The sequence below is a fragment of the Paenibacillus sp. SER-28 genome, from assembly GCF_052906305.1.
Genome location: NZ_JBRECM010000009.1, coordinates 44,540 through 59,750 on the forward strand (window position 1 = coordinate 44,540; position 15,211 = coordinate 59,750).

The 15,211-nt window shown below is 44.2% G+C and carries 17 protein-coding genes and 1 pseudogene; 15 read left to right on the forward strand and 3 right to left on the reverse strand.

Going from position 1 to position 15,211, the window contains the following annotated elements; genetic code table 11:
• The first annotated feature begins 205 nt into the window (after positions 1 to 205).
• The 8 genes and pseudogenes from ACUYLD_RS19085 (at position 206) to ACUYLD_RS19120 (ending at position 4,243) form a co-directional block, all read left to right on the forward strand.
• Positions 206 to 775 (forward strand): TetR/AcrR family transcriptional regulator, encoded by a 570-nt coding sequence (locus ACUYLD_RS19085; RefSeq protein ID WP_446675745.1) that lies wholly within the window; start codon positions 206 to 208, stop codon positions 773 to 775.
• Positions 776 to 903: 128 nt separating this feature from the next.
• Positions 904 to 1,116, forward strand: a complete 213-nt coding sequence (locus tag ACUYLD_RS19090; RefSeq protein WP_104497136.1) for a hypothetical protein — start codon at positions 904 to 906, stop codon at positions 1,114 to 1,116.
• A gap of 174 nt (positions 1,117 to 1,290) precedes the next feature.
• Positions 1,291 to 1,739 (forward strand): annotated as a pseudogene (locus ACUYLD_RS19095) (GNAT family N-acetyltransferase).
• Between the two features lie 89 nt (positions 1,740 to 1,828).
• Entirely contained in the window at positions 1,829 to 2,248 is a 420-nt protein-coding gene (locus tag ACUYLD_RS19100; protein WP_446675746.1) for a GNAT family N-acetyltransferase, read from the forward strand.
• Positions 2,249 to 2,418: 170 nt separating this feature from the next.
• On the forward strand, positions 2,419 to 2,916 hold the full coding sequence (locus ACUYLD_RS19105; protein ID WP_023989595.1) for a GNAT family N-acetyltransferase: 498 nt from the start codon (positions 2,419 to 2,421) through the stop codon (positions 2,914 to 2,916).
• Between the two features lie 20 nt (positions 2,917 to 2,936).
• On the forward strand, positions 2,937 to 3,116 hold the full coding sequence (locus ACUYLD_RS19110) for a GNAT family N-acetyltransferase (RefSeq protein WP_446675747.1): 180 nt from the start codon (positions 2,937 to 2,939) through the stop codon (positions 3,114 to 3,116).
• 23 nt (positions 3,117 to 3,139) lie between these two features.
• The gene (locus tag ACUYLD_RS19115; protein ID WP_235309201.1) at positions 3,140 to 3,595 is read left to right on the forward strand and encodes a DinB family protein; all 456 of its coding nucleotides are present in this window, start codon (positions 3,140 to 3,142) and stop codon (positions 3,593 to 3,595) included.
• Positions 3,596 to 3,616: 21 nt separating this feature from the next.
• Complete coding sequence (locus ACUYLD_RS19120; RefSeq protein ID WP_446675748.1) at positions 3,617 to 4,243, forward strand: class I SAM-dependent methyltransferase; 627 nt, start codon at positions 3,617 to 3,619, stop codon at positions 4,241 to 4,243.
• Between the two features lie 152 nt (positions 4,244 to 4,395).
• Here the strand turns inward: ACUYLD_RS19120 and ACUYLD_RS19125 are convergent, their stop codons facing one another.
• Together ACUYLD_RS19125 and ACUYLD_RS19130 are read right to left on the reverse strand one after the other, a co-directional pair.
• Complete coding sequence (locus ACUYLD_RS19125; protein WP_250260832.1) at positions 4,396 to 5,244, reverse strand: sulfurtransferase; 849 nt, start codon at positions 5,242 to 5,244, stop codon at positions 4,396 to 4,398.
• 75 nt (positions 5,245 to 5,319) lie between these two features.
• The gene (locus ACUYLD_RS19130) at positions 5,320 to 6,264 is read right to left on the reverse strand and encodes a DMT family transporter (RefSeq protein ID WP_250260833.1); all 945 of its coding nucleotides are present in this window, start codon (positions 6,262 to 6,264) and stop codon (positions 5,320 to 5,322) included.
• Between the two features lie 233 nt (positions 6,265 to 6,497).
• Between ACUYLD_RS19130 and ACUYLD_RS19135 the strand changes: the two genes are divergently transcribed.
• The 7 genes from ACUYLD_RS19135 (at position 6,498) to ACUYLD_RS19165 (ending at position 13,520) form a co-directional block, all read left to right on the forward strand.
• Positions 6,498 to 7,406, forward strand: a complete 909-nt coding sequence (locus tag ACUYLD_RS19135; protein ID WP_250260834.1) for a hypothetical protein — start codon at positions 6,498 to 6,500, stop codon at positions 7,404 to 7,406.
• Between the two features lie 212 nt (positions 7,407 to 7,618).
• Positions 7,619 to 8,332 (forward strand): 2,3,4,5-tetrahydropyridine-2,6-dicarboxylate N-acetyltransferase, encoded by a 714-nt coding sequence (gene dapD, locus ACUYLD_RS19140; protein ID WP_250260835.1) that lies wholly within the window; start codon positions 7,619 to 7,621, stop codon positions 8,330 to 8,332.
• A 182-nt stretch (positions 8,333 to 8,514) separates the two neighbouring features.
• Positions 8,515 to 9,651, forward strand: a complete 1,137-nt coding sequence (locus tag ACUYLD_RS19145; protein WP_250260836.1) for an N-acetyldiaminopimelate deacetylase — start codon at positions 8,515 to 8,517, stop codon at positions 9,649 to 9,651.
• 76 nt (positions 9,652 to 9,727) lie between these two features.
• Entirely contained in the window at positions 9,728 to 10,837 is a 1,110-nt protein-coding gene (locus ACUYLD_RS19150; RefSeq protein WP_025720927.1) for an ABC transporter ATP-binding protein, read from the forward strand.
• Entirely contained in the window at positions 10,827 to 11,639 is an 813-nt protein-coding gene (locus ACUYLD_RS19155) for an ABC transporter permease (RefSeq protein WP_254325202.1), read from the forward strand. Before ACUYLD_RS19150 ends, ACUYLD_RS19155 begins: the two co-directional genes overlap by 11 nt.
• The gene (locus tag ACUYLD_RS19160) at positions 11,629 to 12,450 is read left to right on the forward strand and encodes an ABC transporter permease (RefSeq protein WP_446675749.1); all 822 of its coding nucleotides are present in this window, start codon (positions 11,629 to 11,631) and stop codon (positions 12,448 to 12,450) included. The genes ACUYLD_RS19155 and ACUYLD_RS19160 overlap by 11 nt, the downstream gene beginning before the upstream one ends.
• Entirely contained in the window at positions 12,447 to 13,520 is a 1,074-nt protein-coding gene (locus ACUYLD_RS19165) for an ABC transporter substrate-binding protein (protein ID WP_446675750.1), read from the forward strand. The genes ACUYLD_RS19160 and ACUYLD_RS19165 overlap by 4 nt, the downstream gene beginning before the upstream one ends.
• 514 nt (positions 13,521 to 14,034) lie before the next feature.
• Here the strand turns inward: ACUYLD_RS19165 and ACUYLD_RS19170 are convergent.
• On the reverse strand, positions 14,035 to 15,198 hold the full coding sequence (locus ACUYLD_RS19170; RefSeq protein WP_061829694.1) for an aminotransferase A: 1,164 nt from the start codon (positions 15,196 to 15,198) through the stop codon (positions 14,035 to 14,037).
• Positions 15,199 to 15,211 lie beyond the last annotated feature (13 nt).

A 15,211-nucleotide genomic window follows, 5' to 3' on the forward strand; every position in this document is an offset into this window, starting at 1 on the left:
TATCCAAAGATTGTAAAACAATAGATTTCATGAGTATGGCTCCTCTAAAATTGAACATATGTTGAATCATCAACATAAATTTTATAAAGTGAATGTATCAGAGCGGTATATGGGGTTCAATGGTTAAAACAAGCGTGGTTGTTGATTTTTCAACAGAGGACTTCGAAGTGTTCATTTTTTCGGATAGTACCAAGGGGAGAAGGATATGGACAGGCGTATTCAAAAATCGAGGCAAGCCATTATTGATGCTTTTATGAGGCTGATGTCAGAAAAGGAATTCGAGAGAATTACGATCATTCAAATTGCGGAGGAAGCGAATGTCAATCGCGGAACGGTTTATTTGCATTTCGCTGACAAGTATGATCTGCGCGATCAATGCATGGAAGCTCAAATTAACGAGTTATTACGCAATTGTATGTCTGAAGATAACTTCTTTCATCTCCCTTCCAAAACCGCATTACTGCGTACGTTTGAATATTTGGAGCAGCATGCTTCATTCTATTCTAGAATGCTGACGAACAAGGGAAGTACGATTTTTCGGAACCAAATGGAGACCATGTTTCGGCAAAGTCTGAGCGAGCATCTGGATTCGATCAACCTCGATCAGGAAATGAACAGGGACATTACGGTGCAATTTTTAATTTCAGCGGCAGTGGGGGTATTGGAATGGTGGATTACCCGTTCGATGCCATATCCGGCATCGGTCATGGTTGAACAATTTTGGAATTTGCTGAACTGTGGTGTCGAGGGACACGAACGAACATCGTCCATATGAGCCTCTAATTTAGAGGCTTTATACACAAACGTTATCAGAAATTCTTGAATTACTAAAACATAATAATAAGATCTCAAAAGTACTAAAAACTATAGTATAAAGAACGCGAAAGATCTGGAGGTCATTTTATGGATATACTCTTTGCCAAGTATGGGATTAATATAATCCGAAGAGATGGGGGAATATTCATTAGTTTTGATGCTGGTGGAATAGTGGTTCAAATGATAGAAATAGAAATAACAGAAGAAGAGTCACTAAAAGCTCAGAAAAGTGAAAGAGATGCATATGAACTAATAATCAAACTACAAAATGAAAAAAGACCATATAAGAAAATTCGCTGATAAAAAAATTTGCAGATTGGTTTTGAATGCATAGTGAAGAAGTTCGGTAACTTCTGATAACATAATATTCAAGCATTGAATCCTTACTGAGCCTTGACCTGTTGGGGTGGAGTTCGAAGAGGGATTTCAGCAGACAACCCCAGAAAAAATAAAAAGACAATGGAGGTATGTTTGGTGCTGACACTAGAAAAAGCTAGAAAAAATGATGCACAAAAACTTGCTGAAATACAAAAGGCCAGTTTTGAGGATGAGTCAAAGCATTTTAATAACAACGAAACCGTTGGGCCAATAGGATATGACTCCATAAGTTGGCAAGAAGAGATGATGCAAAATTGCGAATATTTCAAGGTGCTCTTTAATGGAGAAATAATCGGGGGAGCTTTGATATTCGTAGAATGTAATCAAGTGCATAATCTAGGAAGAGTCTTTATTGATCCAAATTTTAAAAATCAAGGAATCGGAACGAAGGTGATGGAGAAAATTGAAAGTAAATTTCCAGACAGCACTGAATGGTGGTGAATACTCCTAGCTGGAGTGTCAAGAATCATCACTTCTATTCAAAGTGTGGGTTTACCAAAGTTAGAGAAGAAGGTGACTTATACATTTTTAAAAAGACTTTATAAACTTATGTAATGTACAAACGTTATGAGACATCAGTGCTAAGTGTTACCAAGAAGATATTCAATGAGAAGAGTAAAAGGGAGGATTTACAATGAAGATTGATTTTGCGATTGAATCAGATTATGAGTATATCTCGTTAAGAGACAAGCACATACATAAGACACTGATAAGACCAAAAATAAAAGAAAATGAAATTCTAATATTTAGAGAATCCAATCAAGAAATAGGTTGGATGAGATATGGATTTTTTTGGGACAACACACCATTTATGAATATGATATGGATAGATGAGGATTATAGAGGAACAGGTATTGGTAAAAAAGTTGTCCACTATTGGGAAGAATTAATGAAACAAAAAGGATTTGAAATGGTCATGACCTCAACACAGTCGAATGAAGGAGCTCAACATTTTTATAGAAAGCTTGGATATAGAGATGCTGGATGTTTAATGTTTGAGAATGAACCTCTGGAAATAATACTGACAAAGAAGTTGAACAAAAATTTACGTTGAGGAAATCAATGAAGGAAGTGACATTTAAAATATTATTCAAGCTGCTGCTCAAATGGAGCCTAGGTCTGCGAGTTGGATTTCGAAGAGGAATTTTGCAGACAACCCCTTTGGGTTCAGGAATTCAGAAACGTTATGCAAACCTTTGAGAATCTAGAAATGAGGTAACTTCAATGATGCAATACAGAATCCGACCAATAATAGAAGATGATGTGTTTTTTTTATGGGAGATGTTATATGAATCATTATTTGTCCCAGAAGGTCAAGAGCCATTCGATAAAGCGATAATAAAAGACCCTTATATATCAAAGTATATTGAAGGTTGGGGAAGAGATGGGGATTTTGGATTTATAGCAATGAACCATGAGGGTGAACCCGTCGGATCAATAACAGTTCGATATTTTAACGAGGATAATAAGGGATTTGGATTTATTGATAATGATGTACCCGAACTAGGAATGGCTTTGTTAAAAGAATACAGGGGAAGAAAAATCGGAATGGCCTTAATGGATGAATTATTTAAAGAAGCTAGGAAGAGGAATATAAAAAAATTATCCCTCAGTGTTGATCCGAGCAATGCAGCGGCAATGAAACTCTACGAGAGATTCGGATTTAAAGAAGTTGGGAAAGTTGATTCATCAATCACGATGGTTGTCGATTTGAGAAGTTAAAATACAGTAGTAGAAGAGTATTGCAATATGGATTTGAAGAGTTAAAGGCTCATCGAATTATTGCGATGTGTAATCCAGAAAACGCTTCATCATGGAGATTATTGGAGCGCTTGTTGATGCGAAAAGAAGGACAACCCATTTGGTATAATGCATATCAATATGCGATTTTGGCAGATGAATGGCAAAGGAGCAATGAATAATTTGAAAAAAGGAGGGTGAAACCATGAATGAGAAGTCGCGGTTACTAGAGGAGTTCAAGGAATGGATTCGTTTTGTTTCTGAGATTCGTGAAATGGATTGGCAAATAACGATTGCTGAAGGTAAATGGTCAGTTCAGGATATCGTAAGTCATATACTGCTGTGGGATAAATACTTTTTTGAAGCAGCAATAAGTCCCATATTAAACAATACACCTTTGACATTAACACATATGGATTTTGAACAATTTAATCAAGATGCTATTGAATATGGAAAAACAAAAACGAAAGAAGAATTAATTAAAATGACTATTCAGTACCGTAACATGATATTGGAGAGTATAGAGAGTTTTGAAGACGATAAGTTTACTAAAGAATATGCTGACGGGAACTTTACTGTAATATCCTATTTAAGAGATTTTATCTGGCATGATCAACATCATATCAGACAGATTGATGAGCTTAAAAGAAGAGCTATGTGAGTATATAGGCGGGTGAATCATATGGAGGATTATTGGAACAAAAGATTTACTGAAGAAGGGATGATTTGGGGTTGTGAACCAAGTCAAACTGTAACCCAAGCTATAGATTTGTTCAAAAAGAATCATGTACATGATATTTTGGTTCCTGGTGCTGGATATGGAAGAAATACGAAGGCGTTCTCTTCTTATTTTCAGGTTGATGGAATTGAGATATCTAGTTCAGCTATAAATCTAGCAAAAGAATGGGATTTAAAAACGAATTTTATTCAAGAATCGGTATTAGAGTTTACTACAAGCCAAAGGTATGATGGAATATATTGTTATGATTTATTGCATTTATTTTTGTTAGAAGACCGAAAAAAACTGATACAGAATTGCGTGAAACATTTGAAGGAATTGGGAGTAATGTATTTCACATGTTTTTCTAATTGTGATTTTAATAACGGTGTGGGTAGGGAAATTGAGGAAGGAACTTATGAATACAAGGAAGGGAAATATGCTCACTTCTTTACTGAAGAAGATTTAAAAGGACATTTTAATGATTTGAATATATTAGAAACGGGTTCCATAAGAGAAACTCTGATATATGCAGAAAAACAACAGAAAAAATATGAATTAAGATATATATTTGTTCAAAAGATGGGATAGCTATTCAAAAAAAGCAAGCAACTTCAACTACATCGTTTTATTGCTTCACTCAGCTCAAGTTGTTTTTTAAACAAAGACAAATACACTGCCGTAAGCCTAATCGCTAGGACAGTGTATTTGTCTTTAGAACCTGTATATCCGTTGAAAACTTTTTATTCCTCTCCGGTCGCCACCGGATTCTCCTCATAACTGATCCAGTCGCTCCAGCTTCCCGGATATAAACGGACCTTACTAAATCCAGCTTCATTCAGGGCCAGTACATTGGGACAGGCGGATACGCCGGAACCGCAATACACGATAATTTCTGCGTTTGGATCAAGGTCAGCAAAGTGCTGCTGCAATTGTTCCGCATTTTTAAAGCTGCCTTGTTCGTCCAATACTTCTTTCCAAAAGAAATTCACCGCACCTGGGATATGCCCCGCTGCTTGATCAATGGGCTCCTCCAGCCCCAGGTAGCGAGGCCGCTCTCTCGAATCAATCAATATGGAAGAGCCACCAGGAAGCGAATCTTTGGATACACGGTGCACCTCTTGCATATTTGTGAGCATTTGCGGCTGTAAATTCGGTGTGAATGTACTTGGAATGCGAATTGGCTGGTCTGACGTAACGGGGAACTTCGCTTCTTTCCAAGCGCTGTAGCCCTCTTCCAGAACATATACCTGCTCATGCCCGAGATAGCGCAGGAGCCACCAGAAGCGGGAAGCCATCATACCGCCTTGGTCATCATAAGCGACGATGCGTGAAGATGCGTTGATCCCGGCACGACTTAGACGTGCGGCAAGTGTATTCACATCAGGTAAGGGATGGCGACCACCATGCTCACCAAGAGGAGCGGTAAGGTCTTCTTCCAAATCGAAGTGGATCGCCCCTGGAATATGGTCTTCATTAAATTGAGTCCGTCCAGCCCCGGCTTGTCCGAGCAGGGAACGGCAGTCGGCAATGATCATGTCCGGCTCATACAATCGGGCCAGCAGCCAGCGTTTGGATACGATGGATTTCATAGAGGATTCCGCCTTCCTTTATTTAACAGTAAATTTAATTCATTGAGTATGGTTTATGAAAATGGGGTAAATAAGTTAAGAGTTGGCCTTCAAGGGGTGCTCAGTGTCGGGCAACTCACTTTGATGGATGACTTTCTTTTTAAAATCCGCTCCGTATCGGATAAAAATCCATACCCCGAATAGGATAAAAAAGCCTGCACCAAATTGTAAGGCAGACAGCCTTTCACCGAGCAGCACCCAAGCTAGCAGGGAAGAAATAACAGGTTCGCCGAGAACCGCCATCGATACCGCAGTGGCGTTAATGTATTTGAGCAGCCAGTTAAACAGGTAATGTCCGAACAGCGTAGGCACAATGGCAAGCAGCAGGAACAGTCCCCATTCCCGTGGAGCGTATCCGGTAAAAGGAATGGCATTGACCATATTATACAGCGCAAGTGAGGTGGCTGCGATGGCGAAAACCCAAAAATTATACACAAACGCGCTCAAATGCTCGCGTAGATGCTTACCCATCAGCATATGGATGGACACGGCTACCATACCCAAGAAGGACAGTGCGTCCCCGAGCAGGGCTTGTCCCGAGACATGAAAGTCTCCAGCTCCGATGGCCAGTGAGCCGATAAAAGCCATACCCATTCCGATGAGCATAGCGCGATTCGTGCCCGTCCGGAAAAACAAAAAAGAACCGAGCATGACAAGGATCGGCTCCAATGTCATAATAACGGTAGAGCTTGCAACGGTGGTCAGTCGCAGTGAGCCCATCCAGAGCAAGAAATGCAGCCCCAGCGCTATGCCGGACCAGAGGATCAGCATCCACTGCTTGCGGGTCAGGCTAAACAGCTCGGTGCGGTATTTCCAGACCAAAGGCAGCATGATCAGATTGGTTAGGTACAAACGGTACATAGCGATGACGGACACCTCGGCTTCAGACCATCTTACGAAGATCGAGGAGAACGAAATAGCAATAATACCTATGATGTACAATAATTCAAAGGAAAACGACGGTTTGTGTGCTTGATTCATGTGGCAGCTCCATCCGTATGGAGGAAAATAAATACGTTTATGTTCCTTCCAAGCGGTATCTCGAAAATTGGGTTTAATACAGCCCATTATACCGTACCTGACATTCCCGTGGTATTAGGATTTTGCAAAATCCTGAGAATATAATAAACGGGAGCAGGAGGTAGGGGTTTAAGTGAGATGCTGCGTAGAACTTTTGCTGCACAAGCTCGTCTATCATAGTGGAGGTGGATTTTATGAAAAAACAAAACACATTTTCAATCATACTACTGACTGTAGTGGCAGTGCTGGCTCTGTCAGCCTGTGGAACGAAACCGCAAACCAATAACACCGCACCTCAAGGGTCAGACCAACCGCAAACGCAACAGCAGCCGCAAGTTAAACCGGAGCCAATCGCTGAGCCGGAAGTTAAAAAAGGCACAGGTGTATACAATGGAGCTGCTGACCCGCATACGGTAGAGATTGAAACCAATGGTGAAGCCCAATCCTTCCAATTGGGGGAGGGACTGGACACGGTAATAGCTGGACTTAAAGAAGGCGATACAGTAGCGTTTGAATACAACGAAAAAGCAGTAGAGGGCGACGCGACGGCGAAGCAACTGACTTTAACGAAAATACAAAAAACAGAGGCTGCAACAGATGGCAATCAAAACGGAAGTTCTGGTCAAGCAGTAGGCGGAGAACGCTCGAAGACTCAAACTTTTGAGCTTACCCTTGAAGGAAAAAAGGAAAAGCAGACAGCAACATTGGCAAAAGGAGAGGGATATTCACTGTATGTGTTTGATCCGATGTCCCTGTTTCCCGATCAAAACCGTGTTGCCTTGGCTGTAGATGATAACTATTATGCTGAAATTACGAAGCTGCCTTCCGATTTTAATCTGGATGAACTTCAGAAAGAAGGCGAAAAGGACCTAGCTTCCATCGGCAAAGTGCAAAAGCTGGACAAAGCAGCCGTACCTCAAGCGCTGTCCAGTAGCCGTCTGTTCTTGCAAGCGAGCGGTTCGAAGATGACACAGCAATATATTGTTGTAGAAAATAAAACAGGTGGTTTCATCGTGAAAGTGAACATTCCACAAGGTGAACCTGCTGAAGGATTCGAATCCTTCATTTATACATCGCTGGAGAGCCTGCAAGCTAATAAATAACCCTACTTTGCTGTGGGATGGTCGGCGGCTTACAATTATGAATTTAAGGCAGTCATGCCGCTGGAAATTGTTATTTTAAGGGTTAGATTAGAGCTATAAGGGTCTAATCTATAATTGCGAGACCTGCACTTTTGTGCTATAAAGGATGAGAGAATAAGATCATTCCGGCTTGCGAAGTCGTATGAAGCGATGAAGGAGTTGTTAGATTTACTATGTCCATCGAAATGAATACACAAGAAGTCATCAACGTGATTAAAAACAGCAAGAAAAAGACGCCTGTTAAAGTATATGTAAAAGGAGCTTTGGCTTCCGCATCTTTTGGCGAGAATGTTCAAGCTTTTATTTCTGGAGACAGTGGTGTTGTATTTGGGGATTGGGCTGATATCAAGCCTGTACTGGATAGCGCAAACGCGAAAGAAGAAGACTATGTGGTGGAAAATGACCGCCGTAACTCTGCTGTTCCTATGCTCGATCTGAAAGGCATCAATGCCCGCATTGAGCCAGGCGCATATATTCGTGATTTGGTTGGCATCGGTAACAACGCAGTCATCATGATGGGTGCAGTGATTAACATCGGCGTTACGATTGGTGAAGGCACGATGATTGATATGAATGCTGTGCTGGGCGGTCGTGTTAAAGTAGGTAACATGTGTCACATCGGTGCAGGCGTTGTCCTGGCGGGTGTCATTGAACCACCATCTGCACAGCCAGTTGTAGTAGAAGACGATGTATTGATCGGTGCAAACTCGGTTGTATTGGAAGGCGTGCGAATTGGTAAAGGTGCAGTTGTTGCAGCCGGAGCTGTCGTAACTGAAGATGTGCCTGAATACTCCGTAGTGGCGGGTACACCTGCACGTGTGATCAAACAGGTTGACGATAAGACCAAATCTAAAACTGAGATTTTGAAAGAACTGCGCGTTCTGTAAGAAGGCAAAAGTTTTTTAATGTACCAAAGGTGAACGATTCCTTGTCAGAAGCATGATGCACTGACAGCATAACTTAGGGACGAAGCACAACGGACAAGGCTCGGCGGCTGCGCCGGGCTTTTGTCCTTTTGTTCTTTTGCCCGATAAGAGCTGATGAGCTATAAAGAGGAGGCGTAGTAGCAATGAGTACGGTCGACTATCGTTCTTTTGTCCAAATACGAAGGGATTTACACCAAATTCCCGAACCGGGTTTTGAGGAATACAAAACACAACAATATTTGCTGGATTATTTGGAAACGCTCCCTCAGGAACGGTTGGACATTCGTACATGGCGTACGGGCGTGTTAGTGTTCATTCATGGAACGGCTCCTGAACGCCGCTATGGATATCGTTGTGATATGGACGGTTTGCCGATTGAAGAAGAGACAGGGTACGATTTCCGTTCGACCCATCCCGGCTATATGCATGCTTGTGGACACGATTTACATATGACGATTGGATTGGGAATTGTTACTCACTTTGCAAGCCATCCGATTAAGGATGACCTGGTTGTGCTGTTTCAACCTGCTGAGGAAGGGCCGGGCGGAGCCTTGCCTATGCGGGACAGCACGGAGCTGGCAGACTGGATACCCGATGAAATTGTCGCACTGCATGTTGCGCCCGAATATCCTGTTGGCACAATTGCGACTCGCCCGGGCATCCTATTTGCCAATACGTCGGAGCTTTTCATCGACCTGAAGGGTATGGGTGGGCATGCTGCGTATCCACACAAGGCGAATGATATGGTAGTGGCTGCTTGTCAGCTGGTGGGACAATTACAGACGGTTGTAGCCCGTAATGTGAATCCACTCGATGCAGCGGTCATTACCGTGGGTAAGGTTAGCGGAGGCACGAAGCAAAATATTATCGCGGAAACCGCCCGTTTGGAGGGTACGATCCGAACGTTATCAGCCGATACGATGAAGCTGGTTAAATCACGGATTGAAGCACTAGTGCGCGGTGTGGAGGCTGGATTTGAATGTCATGCCGAGATTCATTATGGCTCCAATTATTTGCAAGTGTACAATGAGGCTCAGGTAACCCAGGAATTCATGAACTGGGTCCGTAATCGGCAGGATGTGCAGCTTATTGAATGCGGAGAAGCGATGACCGGAGAAGACTTCGGGTATTTTCTGGAGCGAATTCCCGGTCTGATGTTCTGGCTTGGTGTTGATACGCCTTATGGTTTGCATCATGCCAAGCTGGAGCCTGCGGAGGAAGCGATTGGTGTAGCCATTCGTGTGCTGACAGACTATTTTACCTGGAAGTCTCAAGGGTAAATGATACGCCCTGAATAAATAGGTTTAATGAAAAGAATGAAATGGAATGAAGTCGAATTTTTTGAAGGAGGGTGTTATGGGAGAGCAAACCATCATCCGATTTGAACGGGTGACCAAGCAATATGACAACGATCCCCCAGTGCTGGCGGACGTCAGCTTTGAGATTGAGCGTGGTAAATTTTATACACTGCTGGGGCCTTCCGGCTGTGGTAAAACGACGATTCTGCGTATGATTGCAGGTTTTGCGGAGCCGACAGAAGGCTCTATTTATTTAAATGGAAAACTCATTAATCGTGTTCCAGCCAATGAGCGGCAGGTCAATACGGTTTTTCAAGATTATGCGCTATTTCCGCATCTGAATGTGTTTGAAAATGTAGCCTTCGGTCTGCGAATTAAAAAGATGAACAAAAAGGACATTCAGGAGAAGGTGACACAGGCGTTGTCCTTTGTCAATCTGGAAGGCTACGGCGAGCGGGAAATTTCTGAGATGTCCGGGGGACAGCGTCAGCGTGTGGCCATCGCACGGGCTATCGTCAATGAACCTGATGTTCTCTTGTTGGATGAACCATTGTCTGCACTGGATTTAAAGCTGCGTACTGAAATGCAGTACATTTTGCGCGAAATGCAGCAGCGCCTTGGAATTACCTTTATTTTCGTTACGCATGATCAGGAGGAAGCACTGGCCATGTCGGACGAAATTTTTGTTATGAACAAAGGTAAGATTGAGCAGAGTGGTACGCCTAATGATATTTATGATGAGCCGATCAATCGGTTTGTTGCTGATTTCATCGGCGAATCCAATATTGTCCCAGGACGGATGATTGCGGATTATCAAGTGGAATTTAACGGTCGACAGTTTGAATGTGTCGACGGAGGATTACGTCCGAACGAACCCATTGAAATTGTGATCCGGCCAGAGGACTTGGAGATTACGAATGTTGCTGAAGGCAAGCTGCGTGTGAAGGTAGATACCCAATTGTTCCGCGGTGTTCACTATGAAATAAGCTGCTATGATGATTCGGGTCAGGAGTGGCTCGTGCATTCTACCAAAAAGGCGGAGCTGGGCAGTGAAATCGGTCTGCGATTTGACCCGGAAGCGATCCATGTGATGCGGTTTGGGGAAACAGAAGAAGAATTTGATCGGCGTCTGGAAGCCTATGAAGAGGTGGATCAGCATGTCCGGTAATACAAGAGCAGCGTATCTGCTGCCTTACTATTTATGGATTGTGCTGTTCGTGGCAGCTCCGGTTGTACTTGTGTTTTACTATTCGCTATTTGATGTGGATGGTCATCTCACATTCAGCAACTATGCTCAGTTTCTGACACCCGTTTATTTGAGCATGACGCTTAGCTCGTTTTGGTATGCATTTCTGATCACTGTATTTTCACTATTAGTTGCTTACCCGGCAGCATATTTGCTTACACGTACCAAACATAAGCAGCTGTGGCTACTGCTCATTATTTTGCCGACCTGGATTAACCTGCTGCTCAAAACGTATGCTTTTATCGGGATATTTGGTACCTATGGCCCGGTGAATGCGGTGTTAGGTATGGTTGGGTTGGGAGGTCAGCAATTACTGTTTACCAGCTCCAGCTTTGTGTTTGTATCGGTTTATATTTTTGTGCCTTTTATGATTTTGCCCATCTATAACGCGCTGGAAGGGTTAAACCCTTCATTGCTGGACGCTGCCCGAGATTTGGGAGCCTCCAAGTGGACCGCGTTTCGTAGGGTTATTTTCCCGTTAACGCTTGCGGGTGTGCGATCCGGTTGCATGGCTGTGTTTATTCCAGCGTTGTCGCTGTTTATGATTACCCGCCTGATTGCAGGTAACCGTGTGATTACACTGGGGACGGCGATAGAGCAGCATTTTCTGGTTACTCAGGATTGGGGGATGGGCTCTACGGTTGCCGTGTTCCTGATTTTGGCGATGGGGATCATTATGCTGCTCACCTCGGGAACGAAACGGAGGGTGCGGCATGGTAAATAAAAACCGGTTCGGGAATATTTATTTGGTGATTGTTTTTCTCGTGTTATACGCACCTATTTTGTATTTGATGTACTATTCCTTCAACAGCGGCGGGACGATGCATGAGTTTGAAGGTTTTACACTCCAATATTACAAAGAGGTGTTTGCAGACACTCGCTTGATCATTATTGTTATTAACACCTTGGTGATTGCTTTGCTGTCGTCTGCGTTGGCTACAATTATTGGCATCATGGGTGCGCTGGCTATTCATCAGATGCAAAACCGTCGAGTCAAAAATACGCTGCTATCGCTCAATAATGTATTGATCGTGAACCCGGACGTCATTATTGGCGCTTCCTTCCTCATTTTGTTCACGATGGTCGGGATTAAGCTGGGTTTCTACTCCGTTTTATTATCCCATATTGCATTTAGTGTGCCGATTGCGGTCATTATGATTTTGCCGCGGTTGCAGGAAATGAGTCTATCTCTGGTCGATGCCGCGCGTGATTTGGGTGCCAGTCGAATGGATGTGCTGACCAAGGTGATTCTACCCTTTATCAAGCCAGGGATTTATGCGGGATTCTTTATGGCATTAACGTACTCGCTGGATGATTTTGCGGTGACCTTTTTTGTGACAGGCAGTGGCTATTCGACCTTATCGGTTGAAATATACTCACGTGCCCGTCAAGGGGTTTCCTTGTCCATCAATGCGCTATCCACGCTCATTTTTCTGTTTACAGTGCTGCTGGTGGTGGGTTACTACTTTATTATGCGCAAGGCGAATCGTAATGGTAAAAAAGAGCCTGCGGCAGAAATGGGGGTGCCTAGATGAAGTCACTTGTGCGCGTGTTTCTGGCGATTTTCATCATCTCGTTTGGGCTGATGGGGGTGGCCGCATGGTTGAATTCCAGTCAAGGCTACTCCGGTGGTAACACGCTGACGGTGTACAACTGGGGAGACTACATTGATCCTGAGCTGCTGGAACGGTTTCAAAAGGAGACGGGGATTACCGTCATTTATCAGACCTTTGACTCCAATGAGGCGATGCTGACGAAAATCGAGCAGGGAGGAACTTCGTTTGATGTAGCGGTTCCCTCGGAATATGCTTTGGCAAAAATGAAGCAGGAGCACTTGTTGCTCCCGTTGGACCACAGCAAGCTGCCGAATTTGAAGCATGTGGATTCTCATTTTCTAAACCTTTCGTTTGACCCAAATAACCAATACTCGGTCCCGTATTTTTGGGGTACGGTCGGGATTGTGTTTAACCCGGAGCTGACGAAAGGCATTGATTTTCATAGCTGGAACGGTCTGTGGAATCCAAAGCTGCGTAATAATCTACTGTTGGTTGATGGTGCGAGGGAAGTCGTAGGGATGTCACTGAACAGCCTTCACTATTCCTTGAACGATACGAATGAGGCACATTTGCAGCAGGCTTTGACGAAGTTGGAGATATTAGCGCCCAATGTCAAAGCGGTTGTCGGTGACGAGATTAAAATGCTGCTGGCAAACGAGGAAGCCGCTGCCGGGGTGGTATGGTCCGGTGATGCGTCTGAAATCATGGATGAGAACGAGAAGCTCGATTACATCGTGCCAGATGAAGGCTCCAACTTGTGGTTTGATAATATGGTTATTCCAAAAACCGCCACCCATGTGGATGCGGCCCATAAGTTCATCAATTTCATGATGCAGCCCGATGTAGCCGCTCAAAATGCCGAATTTGTAGGATACTCCACACCCAACGAGGATGGAAAGAAGTTGTTGCCTGAAGATATCTCTGGTGACGAGCGTTTTTACCCTCCGTCCGAAATTACAGACAAGCTGGAAGTATACAACAATCTAGGCAAGCGCATGCTCGCTCATTACAATGAATTGTTCCTGCAATTCAAAATGCATTTAAAGTAGGGGAGTGGCGTTGGGATTAGGGGTTGGTGCTTTAGAGGTCGCTGCGGTGGCGGATGGTGCTTACCATCGCTGTTAAATTCCGATTTTTTGATTGAATATTTAAAGGTTAAAATCGGAATTTAAAGGCGACCGCTTTGCTTGTCCAGCACCATTCCGCCCCCTCCGCTGCACCGTGCTTAAAGGTACGCACCCATGAATCCCACACCCAGGTGAGGGAGTAGAGGAAGAACGAACAGGCCCTTGAACCACCCGTGTAGGTGGTTCAAGGGCCTGTTTTGTTTATTCACCGTGTAAAGCAGTGAGTATTGTACTTCTTTTCCCCATACTTCACACACGTTAGAGAATCGTGGGACTTTGAGGCGGGCAGTGAGCGAAGCGGGCCATTTGAATCTGGAGAAGCGGTAGCGTTCGCCTTTGCTGAGGGATTCTTACCTATAAATGTTTTATCTAATCCAAGAATCCCCCAGCAACAGCGATCGGAAGATCAAATGGACTGCGTAGCGCCTCTGCTACCTTAACTCCTCACAATTCCCCTAACAAACCTCTCTATTTTATCCAACCCTTGCTCCAGCACATCCTGTCCGTAAGCATAGGACAAACGAATGTATCCTTCGCCATAGGAAGAAAAGGCATCTCCAGGTACGACAGCTACTCCATGCTCTTCCAGCAGCTTCAAGGTAAAATCCATCGAGTTTAATCCAAAATGGGCGATGGAAGGGAAAAGGTAAAAGGCTCCTTCGGGTTTCTCCAGCGGGATACCCATGTCTGTCAGCCTACCATGTACATAATCACGACGCTTGCGGTATTCCTCACGCATCGGGAGTGCATCATCGACACCAACAGTCAAGGCTTCCAGGGCAGCATATTGGCTAATCGAGCTGGCACAGGTTACGTTGTATTGATGGACTTTGACCAAGTGCTGTGTAATTTCAGCGGGTGCAAGTGTAAAACCAATGCGCCATCCCGTCATAGAATGTGATTTGGACAGACCGTTAATGACGATGGTGCGCTCCCGCATACCTGGTAGAGCTGCAATGGAAACGTGGGGTGTATCGTAAATCAGTTCACTGTATATTTCATCCGAAATGATAAACAAATCGCGCTCCTTCAGTAAATCCGCGACCGCTTCCAGTTCTTCACGGCTCATCACTCGTCCGGTTGGATTTGAAGGATATCCGAGAATGACTGCTTTTGTCCGTTCGGTCAGATAAGGCTCCAGCACCTCGGCCGTGAGTTTGAAGCCGCTACTGCGGGTATCGGCAAACACAGGAATACCGCCTGACAAACGGATCAATGGCTCGTACCCTGGGTAGATCGGGACAGGTAGAACAACTTCATCGCCGGGGGACAAAATCGTGCGTAAGGTAATATCCAGCGCTTCACTGGCTCCGTTCGTTACGATCACCTCATCCTGTCCACGGTAATTCAGGCCGTATTTACGAGCTACAAACGCCGCTGCGGCTTCTCGTAATTCCGGCAGTCCCGGATTAGGTGTATAGGAGGTGCATCCTTCGTTAATCGCCCGATGGGCAGCTTCCATAATATGCGCAGGGGTAGGGAAATCCGGTTGTCCGATCGTTAATGACAGGGTTCCGGGTAATGCGGCAACTTTGTTGGCGATTTTGCGGATGCCGCTGATTTGAATGTTTTTAACCTGATCGTTAAGCAAATGCTCCATAGCGTATGTGCCA

What these genes read in the sequence shown, in the direction of transcription:
- ACUYLD_RS19085 (WP_446675745.1), top strand. Translation starts at nt 206, where the DNA reads ATGGACAGGCGTATTCAAAAATCGAGGCAAGCCATTATTGATGCTTTT.
- ACUYLD_RS19090 (WP_104497136.1), top strand. Translation starts at nt 904, where the DNA reads ATGGATATACTCTTTGCCAAGTATGGGATTAATATAATCCGAAGAGAT.
- ACUYLD_RS19100 (WP_446675746.1), top strand. Translation starts at nt 1,829, where the DNA reads ATGAAGATTGATTTTGCGATTGAATCAGATTATGAGTATATCTCGTTA.
- ACUYLD_RS19105 (WP_023989595.1), top strand. Translation starts at nt 2,419, where the DNA reads ATGATGCAATACAGAATCCGACCAATAATAGAAGATGATGTGTTTTTT.
- ACUYLD_RS19115 (WP_235309201.1), top strand. Translation starts at nt 3,140, where the DNA reads ATGAATGAGAAGTCGCGGTTACTAGAGGAGTTCAAGGAATGGATTCGT.
- ACUYLD_RS19120 (WP_446675748.1), top strand. Translation starts at nt 3,617, where the DNA reads ATGGAGGATTATTGGAACAAAAGATTTACTGAAGAAGGGATGATTTGG.
- ACUYLD_RS19125 (WP_250260832.1), bottom strand. Translation starts at nt 5,244, where the DNA reads ATGAAATCCATCGTATCCAAACGCTGGCTGCTGGCCCGATTGTATGAG.
- ACUYLD_RS19130 (WP_250260833.1), bottom strand. Translation starts at nt 6,264, where the DNA reads ATGAATCAAGCACACAAACCGTCGTTTTCCTTTGAATTATTGTACATC.
- ACUYLD_RS19135 (WP_250260834.1), top strand. Translation starts at nt 6,498, where the DNA reads ATGAAAAAACAAAACACATTTTCAATCATACTACTGACTGTAGTGGCA.
- dapD (WP_250260835.1), top strand. Translation starts at nt 7,619, where the DNA reads ATGTCCATCGAAATGAATACACAAGAAGTCATCAACGTGATTAAAAAC.
- ACUYLD_RS19145 (WP_250260836.1), top strand. Translation starts at nt 8,515, where the DNA reads ATGAGTACGGTCGACTATCGTTCTTTTGTCCAAATACGAAGGGATTTA.
- ACUYLD_RS19150 (WP_025720927.1), top strand. Translation starts at nt 9,728, where the DNA reads ATGGGAGAGCAAACCATCATCCGATTTGAACGGGTGACCAAGCAATAT.
- ACUYLD_RS19155 (WP_254325202.1), top strand. Translation starts at nt 10,827, where the DNA reads ATGTCCGGTAATACAAGAGCAGCGTATCTGCTGCCTTACTATTTATGG.
- ACUYLD_RS19160 (WP_446675749.1), top strand. Translation starts at nt 11,629, where the DNA reads ATGGTAAATAAAAACCGGTTCGGGAATATTTATTTGGTGATTGTTTTT.
- ACUYLD_RS19165 (WP_446675750.1), top strand. Translation starts at nt 12,447, where the DNA reads ATGAAGTCACTTGTGCGCGTGTTTCTGGCGATTTTCATCATCTCGTTT.
- ACUYLD_RS19170 (WP_061829694.1), bottom strand. Translation starts at nt 15,198, where the DNA reads ATGGAGCATTTGCTTAACGATCAGGTTAAAAACATTCAAATCAGCGGC.